The organism is Paraburkholderia caffeinilytica, from assembly GCF_051027425.1.
In the GTDB taxonomy this organism is placed as follows: Bacteria; Pseudomonadota; Gammaproteobacteria; order Burkholderiales; family Burkholderiaceae; genus Paraburkholderia; species Paraburkholderia caffeinilytica_A.
Window position 1 is genome coordinate 1,185,022 of sequence record NZ_CP186552.1, and the last position, 15,179, is coordinate 1,200,200.

At 62.1% G+C, this 15,179-nt stretch carries 15 protein-coding genes; 6 read left to right on the top strand and 9 right to left on the bottom strand.

Annotated elements, in window-relative coordinates:
- Window positions 1-109: 109 nt before the first annotated feature.
- The 7 genes from ACOSV0_RS05170 to ACOSV0_RS05200 all read right to left on the bottom strand — a co-directional run bounded on the left by ACOSV0_RS05170 (window position 110) and on the right by ACOSV0_RS05200 (window position 5,260).
- Entirely contained in the window at window positions 110-742 is a 633-nt protein-coding gene (locus ACOSV0_RS05170) for a diacylglycerol kinase (protein WP_434109162.1), read from the bottom strand.
- A 20-nt stretch (window positions 743-762) separates the two neighbouring features.
- The gene (locus ACOSV0_RS05175) at window positions 763-1,794 is read right to left on the bottom strand and encodes a glycosyltransferase family 4 protein (protein ID WP_434109163.1); all 1,032 of its coding nucleotides are present in this window, start codon (window positions 1,792-1,794) and stop codon (window positions 763-765) included.
- 30 nt (window positions 1,795-1,824) lie between these two features.
- On the bottom strand, window positions 1,825-2,766 hold the full coding sequence (locus ACOSV0_RS05180) for a UDP-2,3-diacylglucosamine diphosphatase (protein WP_434109164.1): 942 nt from the start codon (window positions 2,764-2,766) through the stop codon (window positions 1,825-1,827).
- A gap of 195 nt (window positions 2,767-2,961) precedes the next feature.
- Complete coding sequence (locus tag ACOSV0_RS05185) at window positions 2,962-3,483, bottom strand: RDD family protein (protein ID WP_434109166.1); 522 nt, start codon at window positions 3,481-3,483, stop codon at window positions 2,962-2,964.
- Between the two features lie 13 nt (window positions 3,484-3,496).
- Window positions 3,497-4,255, bottom strand: a complete 759-nt coding sequence (locus ACOSV0_RS05190) for a DUF3106 domain-containing protein (protein WP_434109168.1) — start codon at window positions 4,253-4,255, stop codon at window positions 3,497-3,499.
- A 16-nt stretch (window positions 4,256-4,271) separates the two neighbouring features.
- Window positions 4,272-4,700 carry a DUF3619 family protein gene (locus tag ACOSV0_RS05195; RefSeq protein WP_434109169.1) on the bottom strand — a complete coding sequence of 143 codons (429 nt, stop codon included), beginning with the start codon at window positions 4,698-4,700 and terminating at the stop codon, window positions 4,272-4,274.
- Window positions 4,697-5,260: an RNA polymerase sigma factor gene (locus ACOSV0_RS05200; RefSeq protein WP_054034971.1), complete on the bottom strand. Its 564-nt coding sequence runs from the start codon at window positions 5,258-5,260 to the stop codon at window positions 4,697-4,699. The genes ACOSV0_RS05195 and ACOSV0_RS05200 overlap by 4 nt, the downstream gene beginning before the upstream one ends.
- Before the next feature lie 352 nt (window positions 5,261-5,612).
- Here ACOSV0_RS05200 and ACOSV0_RS05205 point away from each other — a divergent pair, with 352 nt between their 5' ends.
- From ACOSV0_RS05205 to ACOSV0_RS05230, 6 genes are all read left to right on the top strand, one after another.
- Window positions 5,613-7,376, top strand: coding sequence for an acetolactate synthase 3 catalytic subunit (locus ACOSV0_RS05205; protein ID WP_434109170.1), 1,764 nt, complete (start codon window positions 5,613-5,615; stop codon window positions 7,374-7,376).
- A gap of 112 nt (window positions 7,377-7,488) precedes the next feature.
- A complete protein-coding gene (gene ilvN / locus ACOSV0_RS05210) occupies window positions 7,489-7,980 on the top strand; it encodes an acetolactate synthase small subunit (RefSeq protein ID WP_011487482.1) in 492 nt (163 codons plus the stop codon).
- A 131-nt stretch (window positions 7,981-8,111) separates the two neighbouring features.
- Window positions 8,112-9,128 (top strand): ketol-acid reductoisomerase, encoded by a 1,017-nt coding sequence (ilvC, locus tag ACOSV0_RS05215; RefSeq protein ID WP_025496089.1) that lies wholly within the window; start codon window positions 8,112-8,114, stop codon window positions 9,126-9,128.
- A gap of 135 nt (window positions 9,129-9,263) precedes the next feature.
- Window positions 9,264-9,902 carry a phosphatidylserine decarboxylase gene (locus ACOSV0_RS05220; protein WP_434109171.1) on the top strand — a complete coding sequence of 213 codons (639 nt, stop codon included), beginning with the start codon at window positions 9,264-9,266 and terminating at the stop codon, window positions 9,900-9,902.
- Between the two features lie 24 nt (window positions 9,903-9,926).
- Window positions 9,927-10,796, top strand: a complete 870-nt coding sequence (pssA, locus tag ACOSV0_RS05225) for a CDP-diacylglycerol--serine O-phosphatidyltransferase (RefSeq protein ID WP_434109172.1) — start codon at window positions 9,927-9,929, stop codon at window positions 10,794-10,796.
- 376 nt (window positions 10,797-11,172) lie between these two features.
- Entirely contained in the window at window positions 11,173-12,720 is a 1,548-nt protein-coding gene (locus ACOSV0_RS05230) for a 2-isopropylmalate synthase (RefSeq protein WP_434109174.1), read from the top strand.
- A 135-nt stretch (window positions 12,721-12,855) separates the two neighbouring features.
- On the opposite strand, the gene ACOSV0_RS05235 is transcribed toward ACOSV0_RS05230, so the two are convergent.
- Together ACOSV0_RS05235 and ACOSV0_RS05240 are read right to left on the bottom strand one after the other, a co-directional pair.
- Window positions 12,856-14,436 carry a SulP family inorganic anion transporter gene (locus ACOSV0_RS05235; protein WP_434109175.1) on the bottom strand — a complete coding sequence of 527 codons (1,581 nt, stop codon included), beginning with the start codon at window positions 14,434-14,436 and terminating at the stop codon, window positions 12,856-12,858.
- A gap of 77 nt (window positions 14,437-14,513) precedes the next feature.
- On the bottom strand, window positions 14,514-15,149 hold the full coding sequence (locus ACOSV0_RS05240; RefSeq protein ID WP_434109176.1) for a carbonic anhydrase: 636 nt from the start codon (window positions 15,147-15,149) through the stop codon (window positions 14,514-14,516).
- Window positions 15,150-15,179 lie beyond the last annotated feature (30 nt).

Below are 15,179 nucleotides of genomic sequence, written 5' to 3' on the forward strand. Positions count from 1 at the left end.
GAGACTGTCAGACGATTATAAACCGACCGTTCTTATACCAAGCGGATACTCAGGGTTTTCATTCTTTGGGACGTTTTCAGGACCTTTGGCGGCGACGTAAAGCGAGTTTTTACAGCCACGCTTTAACCCAGCGCACGACGAGTGGCCCGACGATCAGTCCCCACGTCATCACGCACATGCCGAGTGCGACCATGACCGCCGCGCTGCCGAGATCTTTGGCCCGGCGCGACAACTCGTGGCGCTCGAGCGAAATCCGGTCGATGGCGGCCTCGACGCTCGAATTCAGCAATTCGACGATCAGCACCAGAAACACCGAGCCGAGCAGCAACACGCGCGACACGGGATCGACCGGCACCAGCACGCCGCACGGAATCAGAATCGCGGCGAGCGTGAGCTCCTGGCGAAACGCGCTTTCTTCGCGGATCGCCACGCGAAATCCGGCGAGCGAATTTTTCATCGCATGCCATGCGCGGGTCAGCCCCCGATTGCCCTTATACGGGTTGAAGGGCAGCGGGGCGAGCGGATCGTCGGGGCTGAGCGGTTCGTGGTGGGGATCGTTCTCGGGGCGCTCGACCCTCGCGCCGTTCACGCCGTGGAAACCATTCGCGTGATTGGCATGATTCGGCGTGCCGTGCTCGCTCACGTCGTCGAACGGGTCGACGCCGGCGGCGTCGGTGCCGGCATCGACAGCGCGCAACGCGCCATTCGATGCGCGTGCCGCAGTGGAGTTTCGGGTTCGCATAAGCGGGTCGGCACGTCGCGTCATGCGGCGGCGCTTTCCTCGCTGTACGACGTGCGCGGCAGCGGCTTCAGATGCGCCGCGAACTGTTCGGATGCCGCCGCCCACGAGAAGCGTTCGGCCCATGCGCGTGCGTGGCTGCGTTCGATCTTCAACGCTTCGAGGCAAGCCTCGCGCAAATCTTCGTGCATCGCGCCCGCGCCGCCGTCGCCGAGCACGTCGATCGGGCCGGTCACGGGATACGCCGCGACCGGCGTGCCGCAGGCCAGCGCTTCGAGCAGCACGAGTCCGAAGGTGTCGGTGCGGCTCGGGAACACGAAGACGTCGGCGGCCGCATAGACCTTGGCCAGTTCAGCTTGCGTCAGGACGCCCAGGTAATTCGCTTGCGGATAGCGCGATTTCAGTTCGGCGAGCGCCGGGCCTTCGCCCGCTACCCACTTCGAGCCGGGCAGGTCGAGTTTGAGAAACGCCTCGACGTTCTTCTCGACCGCTACACGCCCCACGTACAGAAAGATCGGCCGCGCGGTGTTGAGCACTTTCGAGTCCATCTGGTGAAAGATGTCGAGGTCGACGCCGCGGGTCCACAGCACCACATTGGTGAAGCCGAATTTTTCGAGGTCGGTCTTGACCACCGGCGTGGGCGCCATCACCGCCAGCGAAGCCTTGTGGAACCAGTGCAGAAACTTGTAGGTAAGCGCGAGCGGAATGCCGAAACGCGCCTGCACGTATTCGGGAAAGCGCGTGTGATAAGCGGTTGTAAACGGCAGCTTGTGCTTGATCGCATAGGAACGCGCGGCCATGCCGAGCGGGCCTTCGGTGGCGATGTGCAGCGCGTCGGGCGCGAATTCGTCAATCCGCTGATGGAGCTTGCGGCGCGGCAGCAGCGACAGGCGAATCTCGGGATAGGTCGGGCACGGAATCGTTTTGAATTCGAGCGGCGTCAGCAGATCGACGTGGTGGCCGAGTGCAGTGAGCTCGCGCGTAGTGTTTTTCAACGTGCGCACGACGCCATTGACCTGCGGTTCCCATGCGTCGGTGACGATCATGATCTTCATCGGTTTCGGCCCAATAGAAGTGGAGAGGGACTACGCGGTCGCCCGGGCCTTTTGCACGCCGACTTCCGGTGCGCGCATCACAGTCCAGTAGATCACCTTGAGTTCGCCTTCATACGTCTCGACGAGTGCCGACAGGCTTTCGACCCAATCGCCGTCGTTGCAATACAGCACGCCGTCGATCTCGCGGATCTCGGCTTTATGGATGTGTCCGCAGACCACGCCGTCACAGCCGCGGCGGCGTGCTTCGTCGGTCATCACGCGCTCGAACGACGAGATGAAATTCACCGCGTTCTTCACCTGGTGTTTCAGGTATTGCGACAGCGACCAGTAGGGGAAGCCGAGGCGGCTGCGGATCCGGTTGAACCAGCGGTTCAGGATCAGGATCATCGTGTAGAGCGTGTCGCCGAGATAGGCGAGCCACTTGGCGTGCTGGATCACGCCGTCGAACAGATCGCCGTGCACGATCCACAGGCGCTTGCCGGCGAGCGTCGTGTGGAATGCTTCGCCGCGTACGTGGATGTCGCCGAATGCGAGGTCGCAGAACTGGCGCGCGGCTTCGTCGTGATTGCCCGGGACGTAGATGACCTGGGTGCCTTTGCGCGCTTTGCGCAGCACCTTCTGCACGACGTCGTTGTGCGCCTGCGGCCAGTACCAGCCTTTTTTCAACTGCCAGCCGTCGATGATGTCGCCCACGAGGTACAGGTATTCCGACTCGTTGTGCCTCAGGAAGTCGAGCAGATACGGCGCCTGACAACCGCTCGAACCGAGGTGGATGTCGGATAGCCAGATGGTGCGGTAGCGGTGCGGCTCGGCGTGGTCGTCGTCGTGACGACTGGCGTGCGCGTCGAGCGGCAGTGACGGCACGGGCAGCGGCAGTCCGTGACTAGGGTTGGGTTCCGGGCGGAACGCGACAGGGTCGACGCTCGGGCCGGTCTGGCGGAACAGGGAAGTCGCGGACGTTTTGGGGTCCATGGCTCACGCGTCGAGTTGCGGTGCCCGTATTGCGCCAGCCGCGCGTGACCGTGCCGTGACAGTCACGAGAAGTTCTTATTACTGTGTCGGAAGACAACGGTGCGGACGAGATCTGTGGCGAGCGGCAATCGCAGTCAGGCGAGCGCGAACCGCGGGCGCGGCGGCGTGAATTGCGAAACGCTCAGGTCAGTGAGCTTACTGCGCGACGCCGATGACGCGCGTGCCGGCGAGGCGGTCGTGCAGGAATTGACGCTGCGGATCGAAGCGGCCGGTGGCGGCCCATAGCACGAACCAGAGCGCCGCGACCAGCAGCGTTTGCGGCACAGCGAGGTTCAGCAACGGATGTAGCGCGAGCGGCGGTAAAAACCACAGCCACGCCAGCACGTAACGAGCGATCGCGCGGCCCGTGGACAGCGGCGCACCGTCAGCGGCGACGACGCGCAGGCGCCACGTTTTCATCGGCAGCGTCTGGCCGCTGTGGGTCCAGAACCAGACGAAATACAGCCCGACCACGAAGCCGATCCACGCTGCGAGCAGGTTGTGGTGGGTCAGACCGTTGCGCTGCTGCGTCAACGTGCTGAACAGATAGCCCGCGATGAACACGACGCCGAACAGGATCACGGCTTCGTAGAGCAGCGCCGCGAGGCGGCGGCGGACGGTGGGCGCGGTGCCGGATGAATCGGCGGGCAGGGTCGAGGTGGCGAGCGGCTGGGACACGGGCGGGCCCGGCTCAGGAGCCGTTGAAGATCGACGGCGCCTCAGCGGGCGATACCGGTAGCGGCGTGGCGGGCACGAAGCTGCCCGCAGCAGGAATCTCCGGCGTGACGGGGGGGCTCGGCAGGGGAGCGGCCGCCGCGGCACTCACCGCTGCGGCACCGCTCGCGCCATGCTCCCGGGCATTGACCAGGCGGTCGATACCCTTGATCTCGGTTTTGCCGGACGGCGGCGCGCTGACGACGCTAGGCCGCCGTTTGCGCTCGCTCGCGGCGAGCCGTTCCTTCTGCTCTTCCGGCAATTGCTGATACGTCTTCCACGCATTCTGGCGGGTTTCGCGCGGCAATTCCTTCGACACCTGGTAGTTTTCGCGCGCAACGCGCCGCTGATCGGGGGTCATACGCACCCATTCAGTCATTCGGTCATGCAGGCGTTTTTGTGCATCAGGCGATAACTTCGGATAACGTGCCGCGATCTTGATCCATTTTCGCTTGCGTTCGTCGCTAAAGGAATCCCAGACGCTGGCGAACGGCGCGAGCGCAAGATGTTCGGCCGAATTCAGGCGCGACCACGCCATCGGACTATTGCTGTTGGACAGGCCGGGCAATTCGACGGCGAGGGTGGGCGCGGGCGCTTTTGCGGTCGGGTTGCCGCCGGCAGCAGGCGCGCTGGCGGTCGACGGGCTCGGATAAAAGCGCGGATACGTCGCGGCGAACGACACCAGAGCCGCGATCGCGCATCCGAAAACAACGGCCAGGCCGCGCTTGTAACTCACCCGAAGAATCTCCCGCTCAGTGGGCGCGTGATAGGTACGCGTTGAAGCCGTGGTCGAGATAGGCATTGAGCGGCAAGTCGTCGCTTAGCATGGCTGCGTCGATATCGGCGAGTTCGGCGGTGCGCTGCTGGTCTTCCCAGTAGGCGATGCCCACGAGGCTGACGACCAGCGCGACCAGCGGCCAGGCGAGCGCAAAGCGGCGCAGCGGCGAACGGCGGCGCTGCGGCATGTTGAGTTGCGGCATGCCAGCCGCCATGCCGGCACCGGCGAAGGCGGGCACGAATACCGGGGCGCTCACGGTTTCGGGCTTCTTGCGAGCAAGCGCGGCGCGGCGCGCCACGGCGAGCCGGTCGACGGTGGCGGCCGGCATGCTGGCGGCGGTTTCGTCGAGCGCGCGGCGCACTTGGCGGGCGAACTCGAGTTCTTTGGTTTCCAGGGAGCTCATAGCGTGATTCCTTTAGCCTTGAGCGCTTGCGCCAGCGTGTGGGTGGCCCGCGAGCAGTGCGTTTTCACACTGCCTTCGGAGCAGCCCATCGCGGCGGCAGTCTCGGCGACATCCATATCTTCCCAATAACGCATGAGAAACGCCTCCCGTTGACGTGCCGGTAACTTTTGGATCTCGTCGTCGATTAACTGTAAGACCTGTTCGCGTTCGAGTTTCTGTTCGTTGCTCTCCGAGCCCGCCGAACCTTGCTGCGCCTCGAATGTTTCGAGAGGGTCGAATTCGTCGTCGTCGGCATTGCCGAGTGAAGAAAACAGGCTAACCCACGTGTTGCGCACTTTGGCACGACGGAAATAGTCGTGCATCGCATTCTGGAGAATACGCTGAAACAGGAGCGGAAGTTCGGCGGCCGGACGGTCGCCGTATTTTTCGGCGAGCTTGATCATCGCGTCCTGCACGATATCGAGCGAGGCGTCGTCGTCCCGCACGGCGTAGACCGTCTGCTTGAATGCGCGCCTTTCGACGCCCGCCAGAAAATCGGCGAGTTCCTTGTCTGATGCCATCCGTTTGGGGGTCGGCGCAGCGTGCGTGCGCGTAATCGGTCGAAAAATGTCGTAAAACTCGCGGATGCTAACAAACTTTCGCGCCGCTGGGGCGAAACCCGCCCTACCTTGCATCTCGATAACAAGGTTTCGGTCAATATTGAGATTGGAGGGAGGCCGCCACGGCAATATTTGCTTGACCGCGCGGACATCTGCAGATATCGTCGCTGGTTCGCAACATAAGTGACTTGTCTCAATTGAGGTGTGGCCCAAGAAGCTCACCTGTCAACTGGACGCGCCGCTTGAACCCGAGCCACAAGCCCGGCAGAGAGCACCCGATCAATTTTTTGCCGAAAATTCGAAAGGTGAATAAATGAATATGCCCAGCGCGGAATTCTCCACGTCGGATACGACCCTCCATCCCGAAGCTGACTCTATCGGCGCCACCGTGCTCATGAAGGCACTGGCCGACGAAGACGTCGAGTTCATCTGGGGCTATCCCGGCGGCTCGGTACTCTACATTTACGACGAGCTGTACAAGCAGGACAAATTCCAGCACGTCCTCGTGCGCCACGAACAAGCCGCAGTCCACGCCGCTGACGCCTATGCGCGTTCCACCGGCAAAGTGGGTGTGTGCCTCGTGACCTCCGGCCCCGGCGTCACCAATGCGGTGACCGGCATCGCCACCGCCTACATGGATTCGATTCCGATGGTGGTGATCAGCGGCCAGGTGCCTACCGCCGCGATCGGCCAGGATGCGTTCCAGGAGTGCGATACGGTCGGCATCACGCGTCCTTGCGTGAAGCACAACTTCCTCGTGAAGGACGTGCGCGACCTCGCCGCTACCGTCAAGAAAGCGTTCTACATTGCCCGTACCGGCCGTCCCGGCCCGGTGCTGATCGACATTCCGAAAGACGTGTCGAAGACGCCGTGCCAGTACGAACCGCTCAAGAGCGTTTCGCTGCGCTCGTACAATCCGGTCACGAAAGGTCACTCCGGCCAGATCCGCAAGGCCGTGGCCTTGCTGCTGTCGGCCAAGCGTCCGTACATCTACACCGGCGGCGGCATCATCCTCGCGGATGCATCGCGTGAGCTGAACCAGTTCGCCGATCTGCTCGGCTACCCGATCACCAATACGTTGATGGGTCTGGGCGGCTACCGCGCGAGCGACAAGAAATTCCTCGGCATGCTCGGCATGCACGGCACGTACGAAGCCAACATGGCGATGCAGCACTGCGACGTGCTGATCGCGATCGGCGCGCGCTTCGACGACCGTGTGATCGGCGACCCGGCGCACTTCGCGTCGCGCCCGCGCAAGATCATCCATATCGACATCGATCCTTCTTCCATCTCCAAGCGCGTCAAGGTCGACATTCCGATCGTCGGCGACGTGAAGGAAGTGCTGAAGGAGCTGATCGAGCAGTTGCAAACGGCCGAGCATGGCCCGGATACCGCGGCGCTCGCCGACTGGTGGAAGGACATCGAAGCCTGGCGCGCCAAAGACTGCCTGAAGTTCGACCGCAAGAGCGACATCATCAAGCCGCAGTACGTGGTGGAAAAGGCGTGGGAACTGACGGACGGCAATGCCTTCGTGTGTTCCGACGTCGGCCAGCACCAGATGTGGGCGGCGCAGTTCTATCGCTTCAACAAGCCGCGCCGCTGGATCAATTCCGGTGGTCTCGGCACGATGGGCTTCGGCTTGCCGGCGGCGATGGGCGTGAAGATGGCGCACCCGGACGACGACGTGCTCTGTATCACGGGCGAAGGCTCGATCCAGATGTGTATCCAGGAACTCTCGACCTGCAAGCAGTACGAGACTCCGATCAAGATCATTTCGCTGAACAACCGCTATCTGGGCATGGTGCGCCAGTGGCAGCAGATCGAATACAGCAAGCGCTATTCGCATTCGTATATGGATGCGCTGCCGGATTTCGTGAAGCTCGCCGAAGCGTACGGCCACGTCGGCATGCGTATCGAACGCACGGCCGATGTCGAGCCGGCGCTGAAGGAAGCGCTGCGTCTGAAAGATCGCACGGTGTTTCTCGATTTCCAGACCGATCCGACCGAAAACGTCTGGCCGATGGTTCAGGCCGGCAAGGGCATCACGGAGATGCTCATGGGTTCGGAAGATCTATAACGACGGTTTCTAGCGTCGGCTTCGTCATGCACGCCTTCAAAAAGGGCGAAGGCGGACGAAGCGGCGCGAAACCGTTCGCAGACATCGACAAAACATCTGGAAGAAGCGAAACATGAGACACATTATTTCTGTCCTGCTGGAAAACGAACCGGGCGCGTTATCACGCGTGGTGGGGCTGTTCTCGGCACGCGGCTACAACATTGAAACCTTGACGGTGGCGCCGACCGAAGACCGATCGCTGTCGCGCATGACCATCGTCTCCATTGGCTCGGACGACGTGATCGAACAGATCACGAAGCATCTGAACCGCCTGATCGAGGTGGTGAAAGTGGTCGACCTTACCGAGGGCGCCCACATCGAGCGTGAGCTGATGTTGATCAAGGTGAGGGCGGTCGGCAAGGAACGTGAGGAGATGAAACGGATGTCGGATATTTTCCGCGGCCGCATCATCGACGTCACCGAAAAGACCTACACGATCGAACTGACGGGCGCGAGCGACAAGCTCGATGCCTTCATCGAAGGGATCGACGCGACTGCGATTCTCGAAACCGTCCGTACGGGCAGTTCGGGCATCGGCCGCGGCGAGCGCATTCTGAAGGTTTGAGTCGCGCTTATCGACGATTCGCAACCGTCTCGATCGAAGCCGGGCAGTGCCTTCAAGAACCCGGTCAGGCAACACACCATTCGCAGTATTTGTATTTCACCGATTTCACCGAATTTAGCCAAGGAACCGACATGAAAGTTTTCTACGACAAGGACGCCGACCTCTCCCTCATCAAGGGCAAGCAAGTCACCATCATCGGCTATGGCTCGCAAGGCCATGCTCACGCGCTGAACCTGAAGGAAAGCGGCGTGAACATCACGGTCGGTCTGCGCAAGGGCGGCGCATCGTGGAGCAAGGCTGAGAACGCCGGCCTGCAAGTCAAGGAAGTGGCGGAAGCCGTCAAGGGCGCGGACGTCGTCATGATGCTGCTGCCGGACGAGCAGATCGCTGACGTCTACGCCAAGGAAGTGCACGCCAACATCAAGCAAGGCGCAGCGCTCGCCTTCGCACACGGCTTCAACGTGCACTACGGTCAGGTGATCCCGCGTGCGGATCTGGACGTCATCATGATCGCGCCGAAGGCGCCGGGCCACACGGTTCGCGGTACGTACTCGCAAGGTGGCGGCGTGCCTCACCTGATCGCGGTTGCGCAAGACAAGTCGGGCGCAGCGCGTGACATCGCTCTGTCGTACGCGGCAGCGAACGGCGGCGGCCGTGCCGGCATCATCGAAACGAACTTCCGCGAAGAAACGGAAACCGACCTGTTCGGCGAACAGGCCGTGCTGTGCGGCGGTACGGTCGACCTGATCAAGGCCGGCTTCGAAACGCTGGTGGAAGCGGGTTATGCGCCGGAAATGGCGTACTTCGAATGCCTGCACGAACTGAAGCTGATCGTCGACCTGATCTACGAAGGCGGCATCGCGAACATGAACTACTCGATCTCGAACAACGCCGAATACGGCGAGTACGTGACGGGTCCGCGTATCGTGACGGCTGAAACGAAGAAGGCGATGAAGGCTGTGCTGACGGACATCCAGACCGGCGAGTACGCGAAGAGTTTCATCATCGAAAACAAGGCCGGCGCACCGACGCTGCAATCGCGCCGCCGTCTGACGGCTGAGCACCAGATCGAAACGGTGGGCGCGAAGCTGCGTTCGATGATGCCGTGGATCGCTGCAAACAAGCTGGTCGACCAGTCGAAGAACTAAGAAGCCAGCTTTATGGCATCTTGACCGGCGCGGCACCTCGTCGCAGCGGCCGGTAATGCAAAAAGCCGTCCAAGGGTGCTGAACCCTGGGCGGCTTTTGCTATCCTACGGTTTTACAAAAATACAGAAGCCATCCATGAATTACCCTCATCCGATCATCGCGCGAGAAGGCTGGCCGTTTATCGCCATCGCGGCCGTCGTTGCATTACTGGTTCATGCCTTCGGCGGATTCGGCTTTGCATGGCTGTTCTGGCTGATCCTGATCTTCGTCGTGCAGTTTTTCCGCGATCCGGCTCGCCCGATTCCGACTCAGGCGAACGCCGTACTGTGCCCGGCGGACGGCCGTATCGTCGCAGTCGAGACAGCGCATGATCCGTATGCCAACCGTGAAGCGCTGAAGATCAGCGTGTTCATGAACGTTTTCAATGTCCACTCGCAACGCTCGCCGGTGGATGGCGCGATCTCCAAGGTCGAATATTTCCCGGGCGCGTATCTGAATGCCGCCGTGGACAAGGCTTCGACCGAAAACGAACGCAATGCGGTGGTGATCGAAATGGCCGGCGGCCAGACGGTGACCTCGGTGCAGATCGCCGGTCTGATTGCGCGGCGCATTCTTTGCTATGTGCGAGCCGGCGAGCCGCTCACGCGTGGCCAACGTTATGGATTTATCCGTTTTGGCTCGCGCGTCGACGTGTATCTGCCGGTTGGCAGCCGTCCGCGTGTGTCGATCGGCGAGAAGGTTTCGGCGTCGTCCACGATCCTCGCTGAACTATAAAGCGGCACCAAGGAGGTTTTCCGAATGGCCGCATTCAAACCGCGTCGACCCCGCAACAGCGGACCGCTGCCGCGTCCGTTCCGCCGTAACAAGCCGATCGCGGCGGAGTCGCCGGTAGTCGACAGCCGGCGCGCCCAGCGTCAGCAGTTCCTGAGAAAACGCGGCATTTACCTGCTGCCGAACGCGTTTACCACCGCCGCGCTCTTTTGCGGCTTCTTTGCCGTGGTGCAGGCAATGAACGTGCGCTTCGAAATCGCGGCAATCGCGATTTTCGTGGCGATGGTGCTGGACGGCATGGACGGCCGGGTCGCCCGCATGACGCATACGCAAAGCGCGTTCGGCGAACAGTTCGACAGTCTCTCGGACATGGTGTCGTTCGGCGTGGCGCCGGCGCTCGTCATGTACGAGTGGATCCTGAAGGATCTCGGCCGCTGGGGCTGGCTCGCTGCGTTCGTCTACTGTTCAGGGGCGGCGTTGCGTCTCGCGCGCTTCAACACGAACATCGGCGTGGTCGACAAGCGCTTTTTCCAGGGTATGCCGAGCCCGGCCGCCGCGGCGCTGATCGCCGGTTTCGTGTGGCTCGCCACCGACAACCGCGTGCCGCTCAAGCTGGTGTGGCTGCCATGGGTCGCTTTCGTGCTGACCATCTACGCCGGTGTGACGATGGTGTCGAACGCGCCGTTCTATAGCGGCAAGGCGCTCGACGTGCGGCACCGCGTGCCGTTCGGCGTGATTCTGCTGGTGGTGGTGGCGTTCGTGCTGGTGTCGTCCGATCCGCCGTTGATGCTGTTCGGCCTGTTCGTGCTGTACGGTCTGTCGGGCTATGCGTTCTGGGGCTACCAGGCGCTGCGGGGCAGAGCGAATCCGGCTCGGTCGGTGGCGCGGGACAGGTAATTGCGCATCTTGTTTTCATGCAGGTGACACGGAAAAACGGCGGCTTTCGGGCTGCCGTTTTTTTGTTGTCAGACCCGTCCGGCGGCGGGTGGCAGGCAGGTCGGACGCTAATTGCACGATGACGGGAATGTCGCTATAGTCGTTCGATGAATGCGTTCACGTTTCTATTTGCTCTGTAATGCGTGAACTGCAACGCGAGCCTCAACAAAAGCCGGGGCGCACCCAAGCGTACTCGTGCTGGCGCGTCCAACGCGCTGATCGTTTCCGCCCTCCGTCTGCCTCGTCTGCGGTTTATCGCGTCGCCAGCGGTGGCGCAAACACCCGAATTCCAGAATATCCGCTCCCCACAATTGAACGACTCCTCAGGAGACCCGACATGGCCGACAAACTGATCATATTCGACACCACGTTGCGTGACGGCGAGCAATCGCCCGGCGCGTCGATGACGAAAGAAGAAAAAATCCGTATCGCGAAGCAGCTCGAACGGATGAAGGTCGACGTGATCGAAGCGGGCTTCGCGGCCAGCTCGAATGGCGACTTCGATTCGATTCACACAATCGCGGGCCTGATCAAGGACAGCACGATCTGCTCGCTGGCCCGTGCGAACGACAAAGACATTCAACGCGCTGCTGACGCACTCAAGCCGGCCGATCATTTCCGCATCCACACGTTCATCGCAACGTCGCCGCTGCATATGGAAAAGAAGCTGCGCATGACGCCGGATCAAGTGTTCGAACAGGCAAAGCTGGCGGTGCGTTTCGCCCGCAAGTTCACGGACGACGTCGAGTTCTCGCCGGAAGACGGCAGCCGCTCGGACATGGATTTCCTGTGCCGCGTGCTGGAAGCGGTGATTGCCGAAGGCGCAACCACGATCAACATCGCGGACACGGTCGGCTACGGCGTGCCGGAACTGTACGGTCAGCTCGTGAAAACACTGCGTGAGCGGATTCCGAACTCGCATAAGGCCGTGTTCTCGGTGCATTGCCATAACGACCTCGGCATGGCGGTGGCGAACTCGCTGGCCGGCGTGCAGATCGGCGGCGCGCGTCAGGTCGAATGCACGATCAACGGTCTCGGCGAGCGCGCGGGCAATACGTCGCTCGAAGAAATCGTGATGGCGGTGAAGACGCGCAAGGATTACTTCGGCCTCGACATCGGGCTCGATACGACGCAGATCGTGCCGGCTTCCAAGCTGGTGTCGCAGATCACCGGTTTCGTCGTGCAGCCGAACAAGGCGGTGGTCGGCGCGAACGCATTTGCGCACGCATCCGGCATTCACCAGGACGGCGTGCTGAAAGCGCGCGACACGTACGAAATCATGCGGGCCGAAGATGTGGGCTGGAGCGCGAACAAGATCGTGCTCGGCAAGTTGTCGGGCCGCAATGCGTTCAAGCAACGTCTGCAGGAGCTGGGCATCGCGCTCGATAGCGAAGGCGAACTGAATACCGCGTTCGCACGCTTCAAGGAACTGGCCGACCGCAAGTCGGAAATTTTCGATGAAGACATCATCGCGATCGTGACTGAGGAATCGGCTGAAGCGCAGGAAAAGGAGCACTACAAGTTCCTGTCGCTGTCGCAGCATTCGGAAACCGGCGAGCAGCCGCACGCGAAGATCGTGTTCTCGGTGGAAGGCAAGGAAGTGACCGGCGAAGCACGCGGCAACGGTCCGGTGGATGCCACGCTCAATGCGATCGAAACCGAAGTGGGGAGCGGGTCGGAGCTGCTGCTGTATTCGGTGAACGCCATCACAACCGGTACGCAGGCGCAGGGCGAAGTGACCGTGCGGCTGTCGAAGAGCGGGCGCATCGTGAACGGCGTGGGCACCGATCCGGATATCGTCGCGGCTTCCGCGAAGGCGTATATCTCGGCGCTCAACAAGCTGTATTCGAATGTCGATAAATTGAATCCGCAGCGTTCGGAGTAGTAGAAGCCGGTGCGCTGATTGCGTGCCCGCTGAACCGGATTGTTAAGAAGCCTCGTGCCCTGAAAAGCACGGGGCTTCCTGCTTTTGTGGTGTCTCCTCCTCGTGACTACCGCGCTGAGTTACCGCGCGCTGAAACTACTCCGCCGCTGCGCGCCGCATCGACCATCCGCGCGCCGCGCGTGCCTGCGCCTGGACCTGATGCCGTACTTCCACCGCGATCTCGCGGCGCGGTGCATCGGCGACAAACGTATCCAGCAGTTCGCGCACGTCGTGATCGACGAAATCGGCACGCGTTGCGTCGACGATCAAGGTCGCGCCGTCGGGAATCTGCTGCAGATAGTGCTTGAGTGGCACCTTGCCGAGAAACGACACGTCCTTGCGAAACGACAGCAGATAGTGATCGCCGTGCTGCGCGAGCACGATCGGGCTGCGCAGGTTCGCATACAGCGCGAGCAGCACGCTGCACAGAATGCCGAGCACGATGCCGATCAGCAGATCGGTGGCGAGCACGCCGACCAGCGTGACGATGAACGGCGCAAACGGCGCGAAGCCTTGCTTGGCGACGGCGACGAACAACGACGGCTTGGCGAGCTTCACACCGGTGAAAATCAGAATCGCTGCAAGACAGGCAAGCGGGATCAGGTTGATGACGCTGGTCAACGCGAACACGCTTACCAGCAGCAACACGCCATGAATAACCGCGGACAGGCGGCTCTGCGCGCCCGCATGCACATTGGCGGAACTGCGCACGATGACCGAGGTGATCGGCAGGCCGCCGATTGCGCCGGCGATCAGATTGCCCACGCCTTGTGCTTTCAATTCGCGATCCGGCGGCGCGGTGCGTCGGGCGGGGTCGATCTGCTCGACCGCTTCTAGGCTCAACAGCGTTTCGAGACTCGCGACGATCGCCAGTGTGATGGCCACGCGCCAGACGTCAGGATTGATCAACTGCGTGAAGTGCGGCCCGAAGTCGGCCCATGCGAGGGCGAGTTGCAACGCGGCGAACGATTCGAGCGACGGCAGCGCGACGCGATGCTCGGCAGGCGGCGCGAACGACGGGCCAAGCAGACTGAGCAACAGCGTCGCGCCGATGCCCAGCAGAACCACCGCGAGCGGCGCCGGCACGAGCCGCACCAACGCAAAGCGACGCAGCGCGCGTGTTTCCCAGCCCACCAGAATCGCCAGCGACAGCAATGTGATGACGCAGGCCGCGAGTGAAATCGAGCCGAACGGCGTCGTGATGCTACCGGCCATTTGAACAGCAGCTTGCGTTCCATCCGACGCATTGGAGTTGAACAGCCCGAGCGCAAGCGGGAACTGTTTGACGATCAGCAGCACGCCGATCGCCGCGAGCATCCCCTTGATCACCGGTGACGGCACATAGGCGGCAAATCTGCCGGCCTTCACCATGCCGAAGCCGAACTGGATCGCACCGGACAGCAATACGGCCAGCAGGAACGCGGAGAAGCTGCCGAGTTGCGCGATCCCGTCGACGACGATCACGACGAGGCCCGCCGCCGGCCCGCTTACGCTCAATCGCGAGCCACTCAGCACGGCAACCACGAGGCCGCCGACGATGCCCGATACAAGTCCGGCAAACGGCTCGACGCCGGACGCATTGGCGATACCCAGACAGAGCGGCAGCGCCACCAGAAAAACGACCGTGCCTGCTAGCAGATCGCGCTGAAACGTGGAAAAGAAAGCTCGAAGGTTCATAGGGTCCGTGCGGTAGTGTTTGGCGTTGCGTGTGCGGCGAAGGCCATGCCGAGGCCGGTTCGTGAGAGACGCATGCGCTATGCGGCGCTATGGGCGGCCGTCGCGCAGGTCATCGCGTCGTCGGCTTCGTAGCCGGACGTGAGCACCTTGATGCGACCGTCTTCGAGCGCGAAGATCCAGCCGTGAACGAGCGGTGCCGGGTCGGCGTCCCGCACGATCGGGCTCGCGCGTAACTGGCGCACCTGTTCGAGCACGTTCAGCTCCGCGAGGCGGTTAACACGCTGCTGCTCGCTCGCATGACTCCCGAGTTCGTCGCCATGTGCTTTTGCCAGCGCGCATAACGGCGCGATCCGGCGATTCACGTGCGGCAGCGTCGGTTCCGGCGGCAGCAGGGCGGCGCGCACGCCGCCGCAGCCATAGTGACCGCAGACGATCACGTGCCCCACCTTCAGCACCCGCACCGCATATTCGAGGACGCTGGCGGAGTTGTCGTCGTCGGGATGAAAGAGGTTGGCGATGTTGCGGTGAACGAACAGATCGCCCGGCTCGCAATGCGTGATGGTTTCCGCGGGCACACGGCTGTCCGAGCAGCCGACCCACAGCACGTGCGGATTCTGGCCCCGCACCAGATCACGAAAAAATTCGGGGTTGCGCGCGGCGGTTTCGTGCGCCCATGCAACGTTGGCGACCAGCAGGCGTTTGGGACGGTTCATGGATAGCGGCTCCGTAGGTGGGGGCACCGA